The following is an 18,171-nucleotide window of genomic DNA, read 5'->3' on the forward strand; positions in this document are numbered from 1 at the left end:
AACCGCTCACACTTTTCGGCATCATGCTCTAAAAGCGTTGCTCAAGAGGATTCAAAAGGGATAATCATGCAAGGCCTGTTCAAACACGCCTCCGTTTCGCTGCTCGCTCTGATACTGCTTCTGCCGGCCGCGGCTTACGCGCAGACGGCAAAGACGGTGCCCGAGAGCCAGATGCAGATGCAGCTCTCCTTCGCGCCGCTCGTCAAGCAGACGTCGGGCGCCGTCGTCAATGTCTATGCGGAGAAGACCGTCCAGCGGCAGTCGCCCTTTGCCGGCGACCCCTTCTTCGAGCAGTTCTTCGGCCAGCAGATGCCGAACCGTTCGGAGAAGCAGTCCTCGCTCGGCTCCGGCGTCATCGTCGAGGCGAATGGCACCGTCGTCACCAACAATCACGTCGTCGAAGGCGCCGACGACATCAAGGTGGCGCTGTCGGACGGCCGCGAATTCCCCTGCAAGGTGGTGCTGCGCGATGACCGCGTCGACCTCGCCGTGTTGAAGATCGATACCAAGGAGAGCTTTCCGACATTGCCGATCGGCAATTCCGATGCCGTCGAGGTCGGCGATCTCGTTCTGGCGATCGGCAATCCCTTCGGCGTCGGCCAGACAGTGACGAGCGGCATCGTCTCGGCACTTGCCCGCAACCAGGTGGTCAGGAACGAGTTCGGCTTCTTCATCCAGACCGATGCCTCGATCAATCCCGGCAATTCCGGCGGCGCCTTGATGAACATGAAAGGCGAACTGATCGGCATCAACACGGCGATCTTCTCGCGCGGCGGCGGTTCGAACGGCATCGGCTTTGCCATTCCCGCCAATCTGGTCAAAGTCTTCCTCGCCTCGGCCGATGCCGGCGTCAAAACCTTCGAGCGGCCCTATGTCGGCGCGAGCTTCGATGCCGTGACGTCTGAGGTGGCCGAAGCGCTGGGGCTCAACAAGGCTCGCGGCGCGCTGGTCGTCAAAGTTTCGGAAGGCGGACCGGCGGCCAAGGCCGGATTGAAGGCCGGCGAAATCGTCACCGCCGTCGACGGCATATCTGTCGAACATCCGGATGCGCTGCTCTACCGTCTGACGACGGCCGGTCTCGGCAAATCGGTCAAGCTCACCGTCATCGAGAATGGCCGCGAGGAGCAACTGCCGCTGACGCTCGATCGCGCCCCGGAAACCTCGCCGCGCGACCAGCGCACGATCGGTGGACGCACTCCCTTCAGTGGCGCCGTCGTCGAGAACCTGTCGCCGCGGGTCGCCGACGAGCTGCGCATGCCGCCGGAATCGGCAGGCGTCGTCGTCTCCGAGGTGAAGGAGGATTCGCCGGCCGCCCGTCTCGGTTTCGAGCCGAAGGATATCATCGTCTCGATCAACGGCACCGATGTGAAGTCGACCAGCGAACTGTCCCAAATCGCTGACAGCGACCCCGGCCTCTGGCGGGTCGAGATCGAGCGCGACGGTCAGCGCATCCGGCAGTTCTTCCGATGAGCAACGATCTCTTCGCGCCGCGTGTTCCGGAGGAGGTGGCCGCCAGGCGGCCGCTTGCCGATCGGCTGCGGCCGAAGACGCTCGCCGATGTCACTGGTCAGGAGCATCTGACCGGTGAAGACGGCGTCTTGAAAAGGATGATCGAAAGCGGCTCGCTTGGCTCGATGATCTTCTGGGGGCCGCCCGGCACCGGCAAAACGACGGTCGCGCGGCTGCTGTCGGGCGAGGCGGGGCTGGCCTTCGAACAGATATCGGCGATCTTTTCCGGCGTCGCCGATCTGAAGAAGGTGTTCGAGACGGCCCGTCTGCGGCGAATGGATGGCCGCCAGACGCTGCTCTTCGTGGATGAGATCCATCGTTTCAACCGCGCCCAGCAGGACAGTTTCCTGCCGGTCATGGAGGATGGCACCGTCATCCTCGTCGGCGCCACCACCGAAAACCCGTCCTTCGAGCTCAACGCCGCTCTACTGTCGCGCGCCCGCGTGCTGACCTTCAAGTCGCATGACGAGGAGAGCCTGGAGGAACTGCTGAAGCGCGCCGAGGCGATCGAGCAAAAGCCGCTGCCCCTGACGGAGGAAGCACGTGTCAGCCTGGTCCGCATGGCCGATGGTGACGGTCGCGCGGTGCTGACGCTTGCCGAAGAGGTCTGGCGCGCCGCCCGCGAGGGCGAAAGTTTCGACACCGAAGGCCTAACGCGCATCGTCCAGCGTCGCGCTCCGGTCTATGACAAGGCGCAGGATGGCCATTACAATCTGATCTCGGCACTGCACAAGTCCGTGCGGGGTTCGGATCCGGATGCCGCGCTTTATTATCTCGCCCGCATGTTCGATGCCGGCGAGGATCCGCTCTATCTCGGCCGGCGGCTGGTGCGCATGGCGGTGGAGGATATCGGCCTTGCCGATCCGCAGGCGCTGGTGATCTGCAATGCCGCCAAGGATGCCTATGAGTATCTCGGCTCCCCGGAGGGCGAACTAGCCCTGGCCCAGGCCTGCGTCTATCTCGCCACCGCGCCGAAATCGAATGCCGTCTACACCGCCTTCAAGGCGGCAAGCCAGGCCGCCAAGCAAAACGGCTCGCTGCTGCCGCCCAAGCATATCCTCAATGCGCCGACCAAGCTGATGAAGGGCGAAGGTTACGGCGACGGTTACCGTTACGACCACGATGAGCCCGACGCCTTTTCCGGCCAGGATTATTTCCCAGAGAAGATGGGCCGGCAGACCTTCTACGATCCGCCGGAGCGCGGCTTCGAGCGCGATATCCGCAAGCGGCTGGAATGGTGGGACAAACTTCGCAGGGAGCGCAATCCGCGCTGACGCCTCTCGGCTTGTCCTATTTAGCGAACCGGGCTCAGCCGCCAAGCGCGATCGCGATTGCGACCAGAAGCAATCCGAGACCAGTCATCGTCATCCCGGCATACAAGGGCCTGCCTCCTGAGAACCTCGCCCAGGCATAGCCCGTCACAAACAGCAGCATGATGAGAAACAGGTTGCTGGTTCTCAGCGCAAGGTGTGCATTGTCAATGAGAAGGAGGGGCATAACGGCCGGAATGGAGGTGGCCGAGACCAGGACGAAGACCGCGATTGCGGCCAACAGATCACCTTTCGACAGCGACACCTTCACAGGATCGGCCCGGCCTGCGAGCGTCAGGAGTGATCGATAGAGTGCCTCCGCATCGGCGCCCTTTGCGGAGAACGGTGCTTTTTCAATCGGAAATTCCTTCGCGATCACCATGAGCGCCGTCGATTCGGATTTGGCGGCTTTGACCTGCCGAAAAAGCCGAAGCCGCCTGCTTTTGTAAAACGTCGCTCCCAGATAGAACAAGACGGCGTCGATGATCCCCCAGGCGACATTGCAGCCGATCGTTGCGACAATCAGATCGTCGACATTCAACCCTTCTTTTTCAAAAACCAGCCTCGAACCGACCGTCAATGTCAGCGCCATGATCAATCCGAAAAGGACTTCACCGAGCGCATCGCCAGGATCAATGATGTTGGTGATACGTCCGATCAGGTTCGAAGTCATGAACTGCTTCCGACGTGATGAAGCAACCGGTGGCGCCGCGGCGCGGGTCCTTGCGACCGTGACTGTGATCGACTTGGCAGCCGGATTCATTGATCGTGATCAAAGGTCAGGACGATCGGGCGTGTCGTGTCACGGTTTTCGTAGAAACAGCGGTGCTGTAAAGCTCAGGAGGTGCGCGGCGTCTTCTGATTTGGCGGCCCGGCGATCACCTTGACGGAAGAGTCCGCCAGCCCGTGATGGCCTTCCATATCGACGACGATATGCCAATGGCCGCTTTCCGGAACGGCGATCTTGATCGGCGATTTGCGCGCCACGCCACCGATATACTTGAAATCGAGAACCTCGGTGAAGCGCTGGAAATTCGGCGCTGTCATCAGCCGAACATTGTTCACCGCATTCAACGACACCTCGACGATCGTTCCGGCGCGTTGTTCCTTGAGATCGTAATGGGTGAAGCGGAAGTTCGGTTTCGGCATCGGTCTCGTTGTGTCTGAAGTCTCTGCGACGAGATTTTACCAGTATGCCGGTTAAGGAAAAGTTGGAAATCGATCTGAAGGCCCGATCGGAGAAATTTCGAAGCGCATTGTCGGAAAAGCCTGGGCGCCGCCGTCCTTGCGATATTCAAGCAAAAACGGAGCAAGGACATGTCGAAGATGAGGCTGATTTCGATGATCGCAACCGCTGCCGCATTGCTGGCGGCGCCCGATATGGCAGGCGCCGGTGGCGCGGCTGGTATCGAGGAAAAGGTGGTCGCACCGATCGTCAGGAAGGGAAGTCTGCCGGTCAACGGCATCGACTATTATTACGAGGTCCGCGGCGAGGGCGAACCGCTGCTGCTGCTTCACGGCGGCCTCGGGCAGATCGAGATGTTTGCGCCAGTCATGCCTGTTTTCACCGATCACCGGCAGGTGATCGCCGTCGACCTGCAGGGGCATGGCCGCACGCCGCTCGGCAAGCGGCCGATCGACCTTGCGGCAATCGGCGCTGATCTTGCGATCCTGGTGAAGCAGCTCGGTTACGACAAGCTCGACGTCTTCGGTTATTCCTTCGGCGGCGGGGTGGCGCTGAACATGGCGGCGAACGCCCCCGACCAGGTACGCCGCCTGGTGATCCTCTCGGCGCCCTATGCGCAGAACGGCTTCTTCCCGGAGATGCTGCCGCAGCAGGCGGCCGTCGGCGCCGGCATGGCCGAGATGATGAAGGACACGCCGATGTTCATCTCCTATAAGGCGGTGGCGCCCGACGTTTCTGAATTTCCGAAGCTGCTCGACGCCATGGGTGCGCTGATGCGCGAACCCAAGGATTATAGCGATGCCGTCGCCAGGCTCACCATGCCTGTCATGCTGATCTACGGCGATGCCGACATGATCCGCCCCGAGCATATGATCGACTTCTACCACAAGCTCGGCGGCGGCCTGCGCGATGCCGGCTGGATGCGCGAGAACATGTCGAAGAACCGTCTGGCGATTCTGCCCGATCTCACCCACTACGAGACCTTCGCTTCGCCGCTGATGGCGAATGTAGCGATGAATTTCCTTGACGGCGGCGGCAAGGCGCCGAACTGGGCCGAGCAGGTTGGGAAATAAGCGAGAGCGGCCGGATTTATCCCGGCCGCTCTCTCCCGCATCAGCTGCCGCGCCGGTTTTCCCGGTCCAACTGCGTCACCAGCGCCAGGATGGTTTCCGATACCGGGGTCGGCACGGCAGTCAGGCGTCCGAGCGCCACCAGCATGCCGACCAGCGGCGTGATTTCGAGCGGCTTGCCGCCGATCAGATCCTGCAGCATTGATGTCCGAACGCCGCCGATATGGCGCGATTGCTCCAGCCGCTGCTCGACTGTCATAGCGAAATGCGCGCCGAGTGCATCGCCGACCGCGCGCACTTCCTTCATGACTTTGCTGACCATGTCCATCAGCGCTGGGTCCGCCAGGATGTCTGTCATCAGCGCCCGGGTCAGAGCGCTGATCGGGTTGAAGGCGGCGTTGCCCATCAACTTGCTCCAGATTTCGCTGCGGATTTCCGGCGTGGTTGTAATGCTGAGATCGGCGCCGGTCAGCACCGCTGCTATGGCCTCCAGATCGGCAGACATTTCGCCGGAGGGCTCGCCGAGCACGAAGCGGCCTTTGTGGGAAAGCTGGATCTCACCCGGGTTGACCACCTCAGCGCCTTGATAGGCCACGCAGCCAATCACCCGCTCCGGCCCGATCAGCCGCCAAATCCTGCCGCCTGGATCGAGTTCGTCGAGCTGCAGTTCCGCATGCCGGCTATTGGTATCGCGATGGAAATACCACCACGGAATGCCGTTGAGGATCATGACGACACGGGTGCCCTGCTTCAGGAGACCGGCGATTCCCTCGGCGGCGGCCGCCAACTGATGCCCCTTGAGACCGGTGATGACGAGGTCCTGCGGCGGCAATGTCTTTGGATCGTCGGTCGCCGTCAGGCGAACGTTGAGCGGCGTTTCCGCATCGGCTTCGCGCAGGCTGAGACCATGCCTGCGGATGGCGTCGAGATGCGCCCCCCGCGCGACGACAGAGATGGTGGTGTCGTTTCCGGCTCTGCGGGCGAGCTTGGCGGCAATAGCGCCGCCGAGGGCGCCGGCGCCATAGATAGAGATGGTTTTTATCGACATGCATCGCCTCTTCATAGTCGTGGTCGAACCTAGACTTAGGTCATCCCCAGCATAAGGCGAATGTTGATTTTGCCGCTTCAGACCGAGACCGTTGCCTCGCTCGGAAAATCCGTCGACAAAGCAAGCTCACGCCAGGCGGCTAGTTCCTTTTCGACGCTGGCATGCTGCGCCTCGATCATCGCCACCGTATCGCTGCCGAACGGCATGCGTAGCGGCGGGTTGGCCGAATTGACCATCGTCACGATGCCGGCAGCGAGTCTGGCGGGGTCGCCGGGCTGGGCATGATTGGCGTCGGCGGCGAAATTGCGCATGTTGCCGGCCGGCGTGCCTTCGTAATCGGCAATGGAGGCCGGGCTGATCGCCAGCGACGTGTCGGCGAGGAAGTCGGTGCGGAAGAAGCCGGGCTCGACGATCGTCACCTTGATGCCGAAGGGTTCGAGTTCGGCCGCCATCGATTCGGACAGGCCTTCGACGGCAAATTTCGTCGAACCGTAGATGCCCCAGCCCGGATAGCCGAAGTAACCGCCGATCGAGGAGAAGTTCAGCACGTGGCCGGAACGCTGGCGGCGCATATAAGGCAGCACCGCGCGCGTCACCTTCAGCAGGCCGAATACATTCGTGGCATAGAGTTTTTCGATCTCTTCGGCGGTGGCTTCCTCGACGGCGCCGAGCAGGCCGTAGCCGGCATTGTTGGCGAGAACGTCGATGCGTCCGAAGCGGGCGACGCCGGCAGCCGCGGCCTCTTTTGCCTGTGCCTCGTTGGTGACGTCGAGGGCGACGGCGAGCAGGTTCGGATGATCGCCGAACTGCTCGGTCACGGTCTTCGGGTTGCGGGCGGTGGCGATGACGGCATCGCCGGCGGCGAGGGCTTCCGTGGTCATCAGCGCGCCGAAGCCGCGGGATGCACCGGTGATGAACCAGACTTTCATGACGAATTCCTTTCGGGCTGTTTATCTCGCTTGCGCCGCATCTCTGTGCCGACGGGGTGAATTTGACCGAAAATCCGATGATGTATAAGATTTGTTATAATCGAAACTATGATGAGCGTAATTCAGCAATGCGCGCCACCGAACTTTCCGAGCTCGCAGCCTTTTCAGCCGTCGCGCGGCATAAGAGTTTTCGCAAGGCCGGCGAGGAGCGGGGTGTCACCGCCTCTGCGATCAGCCATGCCGTGCTCAATCTCGAAGACCGGATCGGCATCCGGCTGCTCAACCGCACGACGCGTAGCGTCTCGCTGACCGAGGCTGGCGAACTTCTGATGTCGCATCTGGATCCGGCCTTCGGGGAGATGGCCGCCGCGCTCGACGCGCTGAATCGCTACCGCGACACACCCTTCGGCAAGGTGAGGATCAACGTGCCGAACTCGATCGGTCCTTTCGTCATCGGCCGCGTCATTGGCCCGCTGCTGAAAAAGAACCCCAATCTGCAGCTGGAAATCAACGCGACGGATCGGCTTGTCGATATCGTCGAGGAAGGCTTCGATGCCGGCATCCGTTTCGGCGAACGCGTCACCGACGGCATGATCGCACTGCGCATCAAGCCCCGCATCCGCCTGGTCGTTGTCGGTTCACCCGCCTATTTCGAGACCCGGCCGAAACCGGCAACTCCTCACGAACTCAAGCGCCATCTCTGCATCCAGAACATGTTTCCATCAGGCGCGCGATATGCCTGGGAGTTCGAAAAGAACGACCAGACGGTGAGCTTTCAGCCGACCGGACCGCTGTCGCTCGACGATCACGAACTGATGATGCAGGCAGCGCTCGGCGGCGTCGGTCTTGCCTATATCTGGGAACCGCGCGTGGAAAGGGCGATCGCTAGCGGCGAACTCGTTCAGGTGCTGGATGACTGGTGCCAGCCGGAGGAACCGCTCTATCTCTACTATCCGAGCCGCCGCCACATGTCGGCAGGCTTCAGGGCGGTTATCGAAGCGATGCGGGCGGAGTAAAAAAGCTCAAGATGTCTGTCCGTCGCCGGCGGTCGCTCAACCCGGAACCGGACCCTCGCGGTCAAGTCGGCGGCCATCGGCTCGCATGCCGGCGATCGTCTGCAGCGCCGCAAAATAAACCCCCAGGTCGCGGGCAGGGTCCGCCGGCAGCGCGGCCGCACGGAACACCCTGCCTCCCGTCGCCTCGACCCCGCCGTCGATCATCAGGTTGTCGGCCATGCCGTGATTTTCGATGGCGATGCCATCCGGTCCGCGTGGACGCCCGCTCGTCTCATCGATCTCGAGCCCCGCATACCAGACCGAGCGAACACGCAGCCCATAATCGTCGGGGTGATTGGTATAGGCAAAGACCGCTTTTCCGAGCGCAATCATGAAGCCGATCTCGTAGACCGTCCCCGGATCGGCGCTGACGCCGCGAAACGGCGTGATATTGGCGAGGCAGATCTCGGCTCGGCGCATGGCGTCGTCGTTGCGTGCGTAGATCTCGGCGGCGGTCCGCTTCACCGGGGTCTGGTTTTCGTCGCTGCCGGGACCGGTCGGCTCGAACCCGAACTGGCGCGCCAATCGGCGTTTTTCGGCCATGATCGGCATGGCATCCGGAAGAAAAACTTCCGGGCCGGCAAGGTAAATGGTGGTCATCGGTATCCTTCACTTAAACATGAGACGAAGCGCCGGGGTCGGGGCGGCCAGGCACGGAGCTCATTTCCGACGGATACGCGGCAAATGGCAAGCCGTGCCGGCAGGCATTGTCCGTTTTTTTGAGGAGCAGCCCAAGGTTCCGGCCTCACCCTTTTGACTCCGGTGGACGAACCGGCCAATTATGCCGCATGGCCAGCATCGTCGGGAGAAGTTGATGAACGGTGGGATTTTGCCAGCGGGTATTCGAAAAGCCCCAAAGCGGCTTGCTTGTCTGTTTCCCGTCTGGGCCGGGCTGATGCTCGCGGCATCGGCAGCGGTCGGAAAGGACATTGGACCGCAAAGCCAGGCCTCGCATGACCAGGTCGAAAAACTCGTCGGCCTCTGGAAGGATCATTTTGCCGGCGCCGACAGCCTGCAGCAGCGCCGCACGGCCTTCCGAACTCTGATGGAGACGATGCCGGGGCCGACGCGCGTCCAGGTCCGGCAGGTCGATGCCGACGGTGTCGATGCCGAGCTGATGTGGCCGGCCCGCCTTCATCACCCGATCGGCCGAAGGGTGATCCTCTATATTCATGGCGGCGGCTTTTCCGGCGGCTCCATCCGCACGCATGGGCTGCTTGCCGGCTCGCTTGCGAAGGCCGCATCCAGCGACATTCTGCTGATCGACTATCGGCTGATGCCCGAATATACCTATCCCGCGCAGATCAACGACGCGCTGACGGCCTATCGCTGGCTGCTCGACAACGGCTATCGCAGCGAGAACGTTATCGTCGCCGGAGACGGCGCCGGGGGCAATATTGCGATCGAGACGGTGCTGCGGCAGATGAAGGCGGCAAAACCGTTGCCGGCGGCCGTGGTGGCGTTGAGCCCCATCACCGATCTTGCCGCGACTGGCGGATCGATGACATCGAATGTCGATAGTGATCCCCTGGTTGGCAAGGCCTCGATCGAGACTTTGCGCAAGCCCTATCTTGGCAGCCGATCTCCGACCGATCCCCAGGCATCGCCGCTTTATGCCGACTTGACGGGCTTTCCGCCGCTGCTGCTGCAGGTCGGCTCCGGTGAAGTCCTGCTGGATGATACGCTGCGGCTCGCCGACAAGGCACGCCAGGCGGGTGTGGATGTCACGACCGAGATCTGGGCGGGCATGCCGCATCAGTGGCAGTTGTTTCCATCTCTGCTCGACGATGCCGATCGGTCGAGCCAAAGTATCGCCGAATTTGCGATCCGGAATTTTGCGGACAAACCGCAGGAGTAAGGGCGGCAGGAGTAGGGCCGCAGGAGCAGAGGGCTTACGTCCTGCCGGTCCGCATCATTGCGAAGTGCTGCGCGATGGTGACGGCGCCAGAGGCCGCTCAACCTCCCGGCCGACGCTGAGCGCCTTTCGGACATTCGGCTCCAGCCGCTCGATATAGGCGTGGTCGGGTGCGGCACCCAGCGCATCCAGCATTTTCGAGAAGAAACACCGGGCCGCGGCCGCGGCCGCGACGTCGAAGACCTCTGCATCGCTCAGCCCGTGTTTCTTCAGCCCGTCTATATCCTGCTGGGTGACCGAGGTTGCATCGCGCGCCACCTTGGCGGCAAAGGCCATGATTGCCCGTTCGCCGGCATCGATCGGCGCTTTCTCCGTCTCGTTGACGACAGCCGTCAGCCCGTCGCTGGTAAAACCCTCGCGCAGCAGCACCGAGCCATGCGCCAGCATGCAATAGGAGGATTTCAGCTCCTTGGCCGCCGCCAGCGTCACCAGTTCATAGCGTCTGAGGCTCATATGGCCGCGAATGCTCGAAAGCAGCGCTGCCCAGTTCTCCATCACCTCCGGCCGATGACCGAAGGCGCGGTACATGTTCGGCAAATAACCATAATTCGCCTCGGCCGACGCATACATCGACGTCGTCTTCTCGCTGGCGGATGCATTGGGGGTGTGAATGAAAGCCATGGCATGGTCCTCCTCTATAGCGAGAAGGATAGGGTAGATAATGCGGACAGCAATCCTGAAAATATCAGGCGGCGTCACTGCTCGCAGAACCGTTACCGGCTCTCTTGAGGGGAGGGTTACAGTAAATGTCGATCATCCGTCCGTCGAAAAGTGCAAACTGGGACGTGTGCGGCCTGCCGGCCGCCGACATCAGGCATGTGGCCGCGCGGCAATCCGCGGTGCCCGGCAATCCATCGATCGCCATTCCTTTGCCGCTGGCTCCATCCGGCAGCCCGAGAATATCCAGCGTGCGCGCATGGCGATCATGGGCGGCTTTAGCCGAGTTTGGCCAGTTGCTCGTCGAGAAGATCGAGACTGTCCTCGCCTACCTCGTTGACATCGCTCGGCATCGGCTCGCCGGTCTCCTGGTAAACAAGCCAGGCGACGTACATGGCTGTTGTCGTCAGCGCGTTCCAGGCGCCTTCGCTGGCTTTTCCCGCGGCCTCGGAGAGCCGGCGGAGCGTGCCGTGCTCGTCGTCGCTGTAGATAAGATCGCAGAAATATCGGCCGGTCAGGTGCCCGCCGTCACCCCAAGCGCGGATTGCCGCCAACGCGGCCTCGGCCTCCCGCGCGTGGGGCTCGCTTTGCTCGATTTTCGCCACCAGAGACGCGGCGACTGATGTCAGGCGCCGTGCTTGTTCGCGTGGCGGCAAAGCGGTCAGTTCGGCACGCAGCGTCATGTCTCGATAATCTCCACCGGGCCTGTCGCAAAACCTGTTAGCATGGAATGGGAAGCCCTTCCTGCTTTTTCCCGCCAGCGCCGCCGATCGCGGCCGTATTGATCGTCTCGGCAGTAAGCGGAGACGAACCCCGAATCCCCATGATTTTTCAGGTCGAAAGAGTGCGGCGCATGCCGCTCAGCTGCGACCCGAAATTTAGATCGTTCCAATTTTGTCGTCTTTGTTTCGATGCACGTCATCTCTGTATTAATGGAAGTTTGGTAAATTTCACTTGACATAATTGGAACGTTCCAAATACTTATCCCTAAGTCGACGTCGTGATCGGGAGGAAAAATGACAAAGGCGCGGGTAACCGTCATTGACATCGCAAAGGCCGCCGGCGTCTCCAAGTCGACGGTGTCGCTGGTGCTTCAGGGCTCCTCCCTGGTCAATGAGGGGACGCGCTCAAAGGTCAATGCCGTGATGCGCGAGCTTGGCTATGTCTATAACCGCGGCGCCGCCAATCTTCGGCAGGCCGGCGCCAAATCGCGGATCGTCGGCGTTGTCGTCAACGACCTGACCAACAGCTTCTTTGCCGAACTGGCGGTCGGCGTCGATATGGTCGTCCAGTCGGCCGGCTTCGTGCAGTTCCTGTCGAACACCGGCGAGAGCATCGACAGGCAGCGTGAGGTTGTCGCATCGATGCGCGAGCATGGCATTTCCGGCCTGATCGTCTCGCCGGCCCGCGCCACCGATGCGGCAGATTTCAAGCCGCTTGTGGCTGCTGGCATTCCGGTCGTGGTCGTCGTTCGAAACCTGCCCGGCGCCAAGGTCTCGTCCATCGTCTCCGACAACCGGGCCGGCATGATGTCGGCGGTCAAGCATCTGGCCGGGCTCGGTCACAAACGCATCGCCTTTCTCGGCGGTTTTCCCGACACCGCTGTCTTTGACGACAGGCTTGCCGGTTACCGAAGCGGCGTGGAGGCGGCCGGGCTCGACTATCACGAAGACCTCGTCGTCTCGTCGGCGCCGTCGCGGGCCGGTGGGGTGGAGGCGATCGGAAAAGCGATTGCTCTTGGCCGTCGGCCGACCGCAGCCGTCTGCTTCAACGATGCCGTGGCCTTCGGTGTTTGCGACGGATTGCGCGCGCGCCGTCTGGAGCCCGGCGCAGACTTTGCCGTGGTGGGGTTCGACGATGTCATCGAGGCGCAGGCGGCGGTTCCGGCGCTGACGACGGTCTCGGTCGATCCGCAGGGCATCGGGCGCCGCGGCGCACAGATGCTGCTCAAGCAGATCAATGCCGGCAAGGCCGAGGCGGAGACGGTGACGACGGCTGTTCGGCTGGTCGTTCGCGAAAGCTGCGGCGCCGGCAAGGCCGCGCCGGCAAGGGCCGGCAAGAGCGTAAAATCGAAACAGGACGCTGAGTAATGCAGATGAAGAAGCATCTCACCCCAACTGAGGCGGCCGCGCTGATCCCGAATGGCGCCGTCGTCACGGTATCGTCTTCGAGCGGTCTCGGTTGCCCGGACCTGATGCTGAAGGCGATCGGCGAGCGTTTCGAGGCGACCGGTCATCCCCGGGACTTGACGACCCTGCATCCGATCGCCGCCGGCGACATGAGCGGCATCAAGGGCGTCGATCACATCGCCAGGAAGGGCCTGCTGAAGTGCATCATCGGCGGCTCCTATCCATCCGGGCCGTCATCGGCCGAGCCGCCGCTGATCTGGCAGATGATCACCAATAACGAAATCCCGGCTTATAATATTCCCTCTGGCATCCTGTTCGACATCCATCGCGAAGCGGCTGCGAAACGGCCGGGCGTACTGACCAAGATCGGCGTCGACACCTTCGTCGATCCCCGGCGGCAGGGTTGCGCGATGAACGAACTGGCTTCGGAGCATCCGGTGGTCAAGCGCGTCAGCTTCGAAGGCGACGACTGGCTGTTCTTTCCCTCGATCGTGCCTCAGGTCGCCATCATCCGCGCCACCACCGCCGATGAGCGCGGCAACCTGACCTACGAACATGAAGGCGCCTATCTCGGCGGCCTCGATCAGGCGCTTGCTGCCCGCAACAATGGCGGTATCGTCATCGCCCAGGTCAAGCGGATCACCAAGGAAGGCTCGTTGAAACCCCATGACGTGCGGGTGCCGGGAATGCTGGTCGACTATATCGTTGTCGATCCCGAACAGAAGCAGACGACGCAGACGGTATACGATCCGGCGATTTCGGGGGAGATCTTCCGCCCGCTCGATAGCTTCCTGGTTCCGGAGTTCAATGTTCAGAAAGTCATCGCGCGCCGCGTCGCGCAGGAGCTTCAGGCGGGAAGCTGCGTCAATCTCGGCTTCGGCATCTCGGCCAACGTGCCGCGCATCTTGCTGGAGGAGGAGCTGCACGGCGCTGTCACCTGGGTCATCGAGCAAGGCGCGGTCGGCGGGGTGCCGCTGCTCGACTTCGCCTTCGGCTGCGCCTCCAATGCCGATGCCTATATGCCGTCTCCCTATCAGTTCACCTATTTCCAGGGCGCCGGCTTCGATGCGTCGCTGCTCTCCTTCCTCGAGATCGGCAAGGACGGTTCGGTCAACGTCTCCAAGCTTTCCTTCCGGCCGCATGTGACGGCCGGCGCCGGCGGCTTCGTCGACATCACGGCGCGGGCAAAGAAGATCGTCTTCTCAGGCATGTTCAATGCCGGGGCGAAGCTTTCGATCGCCGACGGGGCTATCGTCATCGAAAGGGAAGGCAAGCTGAAGAAGCTGGTGAACGAGGTCGAACACGTCACCTTCAGTGGCAGACGGGCGATCGAGCAAAGGCAGGACATCATCTATGTCACCGAGCGGTGCGTGATGAAGCTGACGCCTGATGGCATCGTCCTCACCGAGATCGCGCCAGGTGTAGATCTTCAGTCCCAGATTCTCGATCAGTCCGAGTTTCCGCTGATCGTTTCGCCCGAGCTGAAGGTCATGGATGCAGCACTCTTCGGCGAGGCGGCGATCGGCCTGTCGCTTCCGACCAAAAGGGCACGGACGTTGGAGGGCACCTTCCATGGCTAGCGGAACCGTTAGGGTTGAGGTCGACGGGTACGTCGCGACGTTGACGATTTGCCGTCCGGAGAAGCTGAACGCGCTCGATCTCGACATGCTGAAAGCGCTGGCCGACGCCGCCGACGCGGTCGAGGCGAACCCGAATGTGCGCGCCACCGTTCTCACGGGCGAAGGCAAGGGCTTTTCCGCCGGAGGCGATATCAAGGCCTGGGGCGGAATGTTGCCGCAGGAGTTCGGTCATCTCTGGGTTCGGCATGGTCACCGCATCTTCGAAAGACTGGCGACGCTCCGGGTGCCGCTGGTCGCGGCTCTGAACGGCCACGCGCTGGGAGGCGGGCTCGAACTGGCAGGCGTTGCCGACATTCGCCTCGCAGAGGAACACATCAAGATCGGCCTGCCGGAAACCGGCCTTGGAATGGTGCCGGGCTGGTCCGGGACCCAGCGCCTCGTGCGCCGGTTCGGCGCGCAGGCCGTCCGGCGCATGGCCTTAGGCGGCGAGATCTTTACCGCCGAGGAGGCTCGCCTGCTCGGGATCGTCGATGCTGTGGTTGCCACCGGTAACGCGCTCATCGCCGCCAGGGAATATGCGCAGCGGATTGCTGCAAGAGGGCCGGCTGCCATCGAGATCGCCAAGCTGATGATCGCATCGGCGAATGGCGAAGACAACGGAACCGCGGTCGAAGCCCTGGGCTCGATCCTCGCCGCCAAGACCGGCGATCTGAAGGAGGGCGTCGCATCGTTCAGCGAAAAGCGCCCGGCAACGTTCAAGGGAGAATGGTAATGACGGTCCTCGTCAACCCGACGGCGCTGAGCAATCATAAAGCGCGCGATTTCAACATGCTGATCGACGGCAAATGGGAGGCCGGCGCCGCCGATCCGATCGAGCGTGTCGCGCCAAGCCATGGGGTCGTGGTCAGCCGGTTTCCGACCGGCAGCAGGAAGGATGCGGAGCGCGCTGTTGCCGCGGCACGCAAGGCCTTCGATCTTGGACCGTGGCCGCGGATGACCGCATCCGAACGGTCCGCCATCCTGCTCAAGGCGGCCGATTTGATCGCGGCGCGTTCAGAGGAGCTGGCATTTCTCGATGCGATCGAGGCTGGAAAGCCGATCAGCCAGGTGCGGGGCGAAATTGCCGGCTCGGTCGACATCTGGCGCTATGCCGCGGCGCTTGCACGCGATCTCCATGGCGAAAGCTACAATACGCTCGGCGACGGCACGCTCGGCGTCGTTCTGCGCGAAGCGATCGGCGTGGTCTCGATCATCACGCCCTGGAACTTCCCGTTCCTGATCGTCGGCCAGAAGCTGCCCTTTGCTTTGGCCGCAGGCTGCACGACCGTCGTCAAGCCCTCGGAACTGACATCGGGATCGACGCTGGTGCTGGGAGAAATCCTGCAGGAAGCCGGTATTCCGGAAGGCGTCGTCAATATTGTCACCGGCAGGGGACCTGAGGTCGGCGCGATCATGACGTCGCATCCCGACGTCGACATGGTCTCCTTCACCGGCTCGACCGGTGTCGGAAAACTGACGATGGCGAATGCCGCTCAGACGCTGAAAAAGGTCTCGCTGGAACTCGGCGGCAAGAACCCGCAGATCGTCTTCCCGGATGCCGATCTCGATGCCTTTGTCGATGCCGCGGTCTTCGGCGCCTATTTCAATGCCGGCGAGTGCTGCAATGCCGGCTCGCGGCTGATCCTGCACAAGTCGATCGCTGCCGATGTCGTCACGCGGATTGCCGAACTGTCGAAGGCGGTCAAGGTCGGCGATCCCCTCGATCCCGCAACGCAGGTCGGCGCAATCATCACGCCGCAGCATCTGGAGAAGATCTCGGGATATGTCGCCGGCGCCAGGAGCAGCGGCGCCCGTGTCGCCCATGGCGGCGAGACGCTCGACCTCGGCATGGGGCAGTTCATGTCGCCGACCATCCTCGAAGCGGTCACCCCCGACATGGCGGTGGCGCGCGAGGAAGTCTTTGGGCCGGTCCTATCGGTGCTGACCTTCGAAACAACAACAGAGGCGATCAGCATCGCCAATTCCATCGACTACGGCCTGTCGGCCGGTGTCTGGAGCCGCGATTTCGACACCTGCCTGACGATCGGCCGGGCTGTGCGGGCAGGGACGGTCTGGATGAACACCTTCATGGATGGCGCCTCGGAACTTCCCTTCGGCGGTTACAAGCAAAGCGGTCTCGGCCGCGAGCTCGGCCGCCATGCGGTCGAGGACTATACCGAGACCAAGACGCTAAACATGCATATCGGCAAGCGCACCAGCTGGTGGATGCCGCAGACGGAAAGCCGGCTTAGCCGGTAATGAAACTACGCCTGAGGAGGGCGGATGATCGGTGCGGGAATGGTCCCGCATCTTCCAAAAAGGAACTGGGAGGTTCTTTCGATGAATAGGTTTCTGACCACGACTGCGATGATCGCATTGGCTCTGGCCGGCGCGCATGTGTCCGCACGCGCTGCCGACGTGAAAGAAGTGCAGATGCTGCACTGGTGGACGTCGGGCGGCGAGGCTGCGGCACTGAACGTTCTGAAAGAGGATCTGTCGAAGGAAGGTTTTGCCTGGAAGGACGTGCCGGTTGCCGGCGGTGGCGGCGATGCGGCGATGACGGCGCTGAAGGCGATGGTGGCAGCCGGCACCTATCCGACGGCCTCGCAGATGCTCGGTTACACCGTGCTCGATTATGCCCAGGCCGGCGTCATGGGTGACCTCACCGAGACGGCGAAGAAGGAAGGCTGGGACAAGTCGGTGCCGGCGGCGCTGCAGAAGTTCTCGGTTTATGACGGCAAGTGGGTCGCAGCCCCGGTCAACGTGCATTCGGTCAACTGGCTGTGGATCAACAAGGCGGTGATGGACAAGATCGGCGGCACCCAGCCGAAGACCTTCGACGATCTGATCGCCCTGCTCGACAAGGCGAAGGCTGCAGGCGTCATCCCGTTGGCGCTCGGCGGCCAGAACTGGCAGGAAGCGACGATGTTCGATTCCATCGTGCTGTCGACCGGCGGACCGGAATTCTACAAGAAGGCCTTCAACGATCTCGACGAGGCGTCGCTGAAGTCGGACACGATGAAGAAGTCCTTCGATAACCTGGCGAAGATCGTCAAATATGTCGATCCGAACTTCTCCGGCCGCGACTGGAACCTGGCGACCGCCATGGTGATCAAGGGCGATGCGCTGGTGCAGGTGATGGGCGACTGGGCCAAGGGCGAATTCGTCGCCGCCAAGAAGACCCCGGATACCGACTTCCTGTGCTACCGCTTCCCCGGCACTGAAGGCAGCGTCATCTACAACTCCGACATGTTCGGCATGTTCAATGTTCCCGACGACCGCAAGGCGGCGCAGGCAGCACTGGCAACCGCCACGCTGTCGAAGAGCTTCCAGTCGGCCTTCAACGTCGTCAAGGGTTCGGTTCCTGCTCGTACCGACGTTCCCGATACCGACTTCGACGCCTGCGGCAAGAAGGGCATCGCCGACCTGAAGGCCGCCAATGAGGGCGGCACGCTGTTCGGTTCGCTGGCTCAAGGTTACGGCGCGCCTCCGGCAATCGCCAATGCCTATAAGGACGTCGTCTCGAAGTTCGTCCACGGTCAGATCAAGAGCTCCGACGAAGCCGTCACCCAGCTCGTCCAGGCGATCGACGACGCCCGCTGAGATTGCTGCCGATGACAACGCTTCCCCGCGCACTTCGCGGGGAGGCTTCAGGCTCCGCGCCGATCATGTGCGACATGACGCGCGGACCATCATGCAGGGTCATCAGGCCCTATGATGCAGGCCCTATGATGCAGGGGAGGA

General features: G+C 62.2%; 17 protein-coding genes and 1 pseudogene. 10 read left to right on the top strand and 8 right to left on the bottom strand.

Features of this window, described 5'->3' with window-relative positions; translation table 11 throughout:
- Positions 1–66 precede the first annotated feature (66 nt).
- Together RLEG4DRAFT_RS17755 and RLEG4DRAFT_RS17760 are read left to right on the top strand one after the other, a co-directional pair.
- Positions 67–1,470: a DegQ family serine endoprotease gene (locus tag RLEG4DRAFT_RS17755; protein ID WP_003578684.1), complete on the top strand. Its 1,404-nt coding sequence runs from the start codon at positions 67–69 to the stop codon at positions 1,468–1,470.
- The gene (locus RLEG4DRAFT_RS17760) at positions 1,467–2,783 is read left to right on the top strand and encodes a replication-associated recombination protein A (protein WP_003578685.1); all 1,317 of its coding nucleotides are present in this window, start codon (positions 1,467–1,469) and stop codon (positions 2,781–2,783) included. Before RLEG4DRAFT_RS17755 ends, RLEG4DRAFT_RS17760 begins: the two co-directional genes overlap by 4 nt.
- A 34-nt stretch (positions 2,784–2,817) precedes the next feature.
- Here the strand turns inward: RLEG4DRAFT_RS17760 and RLEG4DRAFT_RS17765 are convergent, their stop codons facing one another.
- Positions 2,818–3,492, bottom strand: coding sequence for a VIT1/CCC1 transporter family protein (locus RLEG4DRAFT_RS17765; RefSeq protein WP_003578686.1), 675 nt, complete (start codon positions 3,490–3,492; stop codon positions 2,818–2,820).
- Positions 3,493–3,656: 164 nt separating this feature from the next.
- On the bottom strand, positions 3,657–3,968 hold the full coding sequence (locus RLEG4DRAFT_RS17770; RefSeq protein ID WP_003578687.1) for a DUF1883 domain-containing protein: 312 nt from the start codon (positions 3,966–3,968) through the stop codon (positions 3,657–3,659).
- A 168-nt stretch (positions 3,969–4,136) separates the two neighbouring features.
- Here RLEG4DRAFT_RS17770 and RLEG4DRAFT_RS17775 point away from each other — a divergent pair, with 168 nt between their 5' ends.
- Entirely contained in the window at positions 4,137–5,078 is a 942-nt protein-coding gene (locus tag RLEG4DRAFT_RS17775; RefSeq protein WP_003578688.1) for an alpha/beta fold hydrolase, read from the top strand.
- 40 nt (positions 5,079–5,118) lie between these two features.
- Here RLEG4DRAFT_RS17775 and RLEG4DRAFT_RS17780 read toward each other — a convergent pair whose 3' ends face one another.
- Together RLEG4DRAFT_RS17780 and RLEG4DRAFT_RS17785 are read right to left on the bottom strand one after the other, a co-directional pair.
- Entirely contained in the window at positions 5,119–6,123 is a 1,005-nt protein-coding gene (locus RLEG4DRAFT_RS17780; RefSeq protein WP_003578689.1) for a ketopantoate reductase family protein, read from the bottom strand.
- A 77-nt stretch (positions 6,124–6,200) separates the two neighbouring features.
- Entirely contained in the window at positions 6,201–7,052 is an 852-nt protein-coding gene (locus RLEG4DRAFT_RS17785) for an oxidoreductase (protein ID WP_003578691.1), read from the bottom strand.
- A gap of 128 nt (positions 7,053–7,180) precedes the next feature.
- Here RLEG4DRAFT_RS17785 and RLEG4DRAFT_RS17790 point away from each other — a divergent pair, with 128 nt between their 5' ends.
- Entirely contained in the window at positions 7,181–8,068 is an 888-nt protein-coding gene (locus tag RLEG4DRAFT_RS17790; RefSeq protein WP_003578692.1) for a LysR family transcriptional regulator, read from the top strand.
- A 36-nt stretch (positions 8,069–8,104) separates the two neighbouring features.
- Here the strand turns inward: RLEG4DRAFT_RS17790 and RLEG4DRAFT_RS17795 are convergent, their stop codons facing one another.
- Positions 8,105–8,707, bottom strand: a complete 603-nt coding sequence (locus tag RLEG4DRAFT_RS17795; RefSeq protein ID WP_003578694.1) for a nucleoside 2-deoxyribosyltransferase — start codon at positions 8,705–8,707, stop codon at positions 8,105–8,107.
- 214 nt (positions 8,708–8,921) lie between these two features.
- Here RLEG4DRAFT_RS17795 and RLEG4DRAFT_RS17800 point away from each other — a divergent pair, with 214 nt between their 5' ends.
- Positions 8,922–9,965 carry an alpha/beta hydrolase gene (locus tag RLEG4DRAFT_RS17800; RefSeq protein ID WP_003578696.1) on the top strand — a complete coding sequence of 348 codons (1,044 nt, stop codon included), beginning with the start codon at positions 8,922–8,924 and terminating at the stop codon, positions 9,963–9,965.
- A gap of 54 nt (positions 9,966–10,019) precedes the next feature.
- Here the strand turns inward: RLEG4DRAFT_RS17800 and RLEG4DRAFT_RS17805 are convergent, their stop codons facing one another.
- The 3 genes and pseudogenes from RLEG4DRAFT_RS17805 to RLEG4DRAFT_RS17815 form a co-directional block, all read right to left on the bottom strand.
- A complete protein-coding gene (locus RLEG4DRAFT_RS17805) occupies positions 10,020–10,643 on the bottom strand; it encodes a carboxymuconolactone decarboxylase family protein (RefSeq protein WP_003578698.1) in 624 nt (207 codons plus the stop codon).
- Positions 10,644–10,755: 112 nt separating this feature from the next.
- Positions 10,756–10,941, bottom strand: a pseudogene (locus RLEG4DRAFT_RS47085) (sensor histidine kinase); the annotation flags it as partial.
- A 16-nt stretch (positions 10,942–10,957) separates the two neighbouring features.
- On the bottom strand, positions 10,958–11,362 hold the full coding sequence (locus RLEG4DRAFT_RS17815) for an Imm6 family immunity protein (protein ID WP_003578699.1): 405 nt from the start codon (positions 11,360–11,362) through the stop codon (positions 10,958–10,960).
- 333 nt (positions 11,363–11,695) lie between these two features.
- Between RLEG4DRAFT_RS17815 and RLEG4DRAFT_RS17820 the strand changes: the two genes are divergently transcribed.
- From RLEG4DRAFT_RS17820 to RLEG4DRAFT_RS17840, 5 genes are all read left to right on the top strand, one after another.
- Entirely contained in the window at positions 11,696–12,769 is a 1,074-nt protein-coding gene (locus RLEG4DRAFT_RS17820) for a LacI family DNA-binding transcriptional regulator (RefSeq protein WP_003578700.1), read from the top strand.
- Between the two features lie 5 nt (positions 12,770–12,774).
- Positions 12,775–14,388, top strand: coding sequence for an acyl CoA:acetate/3-ketoacid CoA transferase (locus RLEG4DRAFT_RS17825; RefSeq protein ID WP_171898270.1), 1,614 nt, complete (start codon positions 12,775–12,777; stop codon positions 14,386–14,388).
- A complete protein-coding gene (locus tag RLEG4DRAFT_RS17830) occupies positions 14,381–15,160 on the top strand; it encodes an enoyl-CoA hydratase/isomerase family protein (protein WP_003578702.1) in 780 nt (259 codons plus the stop codon). Before RLEG4DRAFT_RS17825 ends, RLEG4DRAFT_RS17830 begins: the two co-directional genes overlap by 8 nt.
- Complete coding sequence (locus RLEG4DRAFT_RS17835; RefSeq protein ID WP_003578703.1) at positions 15,160–16,686, top strand: aldehyde dehydrogenase family protein; 1,527 nt, start codon at positions 15,160–15,162, stop codon at positions 16,684–16,686. The genes RLEG4DRAFT_RS17830 and RLEG4DRAFT_RS17835 overlap by 1 nt, the downstream gene beginning before the upstream one ends.
- A gap of 81 nt (positions 16,687–16,767) precedes the next feature.
- Positions 16,768–18,030, top strand: a complete 1,263-nt coding sequence (locus tag RLEG4DRAFT_RS17840) for an ABC transporter substrate-binding protein (RefSeq protein WP_037094660.1) — start codon at positions 16,768–16,770, stop codon at positions 18,028–18,030.
- Positions 18,031–18,171 lie beyond the last annotated feature (141 nt).

Source organism: Rhizobium leguminosarum bv. trifolii WSM2297 (genome assembly GCF_000271845.1).

Excerpts from the sequence above, each read along its gene's own strand:
- RLEG4DRAFT_RS17755 (WP_003578684.1), top strand. The coding sequence starts at position 67 with ATGCAAGGCCTGTTCAAACACGCCTCCGTTTCGCTGCTCGCTCTGATA.
- RLEG4DRAFT_RS17760 (WP_003578685.1), top strand. The coding sequence starts at position 1,467 with ATGAGCAACGATCTCTTCGCGCCGCGTGTTCCGGAGGAGGTGGCCGCC.
- RLEG4DRAFT_RS17765 (WP_003578686.1), bottom strand. The coding sequence starts at position 3,492 with ATGACTTCGAACCTGATCGGACGTATCACCAACATCATTGATCCTGGC.
- RLEG4DRAFT_RS17770 (WP_003578687.1), bottom strand. The coding sequence starts at position 3,968 with ATGCCGAAACCGAACTTCCGCTTCACCCATTACGATCTCAAGGAACAA.
- RLEG4DRAFT_RS17775 (WP_003578688.1), top strand. The coding sequence starts at position 4,137 with ATGTCGAAGATGAGGCTGATTTCGATGATCGCAACCGCTGCCGCATTG.
- RLEG4DRAFT_RS17780 (WP_003578689.1), bottom strand. The coding sequence starts at position 6,123 with ATGTCGATAAAAACCATCTCTATCTATGGCGCCGGCGCCCTCGGCGGC.
- RLEG4DRAFT_RS17785 (WP_003578691.1), bottom strand. The coding sequence starts at position 7,052 with ATGAAAGTCTGGTTCATCACCGGTGCATCCCGCGGCTTCGGCGCGCTG.
- RLEG4DRAFT_RS17790 (WP_003578692.1), top strand. The coding sequence starts at position 7,181 with ATGCGCGCCACCGAACTTTCCGAGCTCGCAGCCTTTTCAGCCGTCGCG.
- RLEG4DRAFT_RS17795 (WP_003578694.1), bottom strand. The coding sequence starts at position 8,707 with ATGACCACCATTTACCTTGCCGGCCCGGAAGTTTTTCTTCCGGATGCC.
- RLEG4DRAFT_RS17800 (WP_003578696.1), top strand. The coding sequence starts at position 8,922 with ATGAACGGTGGGATTTTGCCAGCGGGTATTCGAAAAGCCCCAAAGCGG.
- RLEG4DRAFT_RS17805 (WP_003578698.1), bottom strand. The coding sequence starts at position 10,643 with ATGGCTTTCATTCACACCCCCAATGCATCCGCCAGCGAGAAGACGACG.
- RLEG4DRAFT_RS17815 (WP_003578699.1), bottom strand. The coding sequence starts at position 11,362 with ATGACGCTGCGTGCCGAACTGACCGCTTTGCCGCCACGCGAACAAGCA.
- RLEG4DRAFT_RS17820 (WP_003578700.1), top strand. The coding sequence starts at position 11,696 with ATGACAAAGGCGCGGGTAACCGTCATTGACATCGCAAAGGCCGCCGGC.
- RLEG4DRAFT_RS17825 (WP_171898270.1), top strand. The coding sequence starts at position 12,775 with ATGAAGAAGCATCTCACCCCAACTGAGGCGGCCGCGCTGATCCCGAAT.
- RLEG4DRAFT_RS17830 (WP_003578702.1), top strand. The coding sequence starts at position 14,381 with ATGGCTAGCGGAACCGTTAGGGTTGAGGTCGACGGGTACGTCGCGACG.
- RLEG4DRAFT_RS17835 (WP_003578703.1), top strand. The coding sequence starts at position 15,160 with ATGACGGTCCTCGTCAACCCGACGGCGCTGAGCAATCATAAAGCGCGC.
- RLEG4DRAFT_RS17840 (WP_037094660.1), top strand. The coding sequence starts at position 16,768 with ATGAATAGGTTTCTGACCACGACTGCGATGATCGCATTGGCTCTGGCC.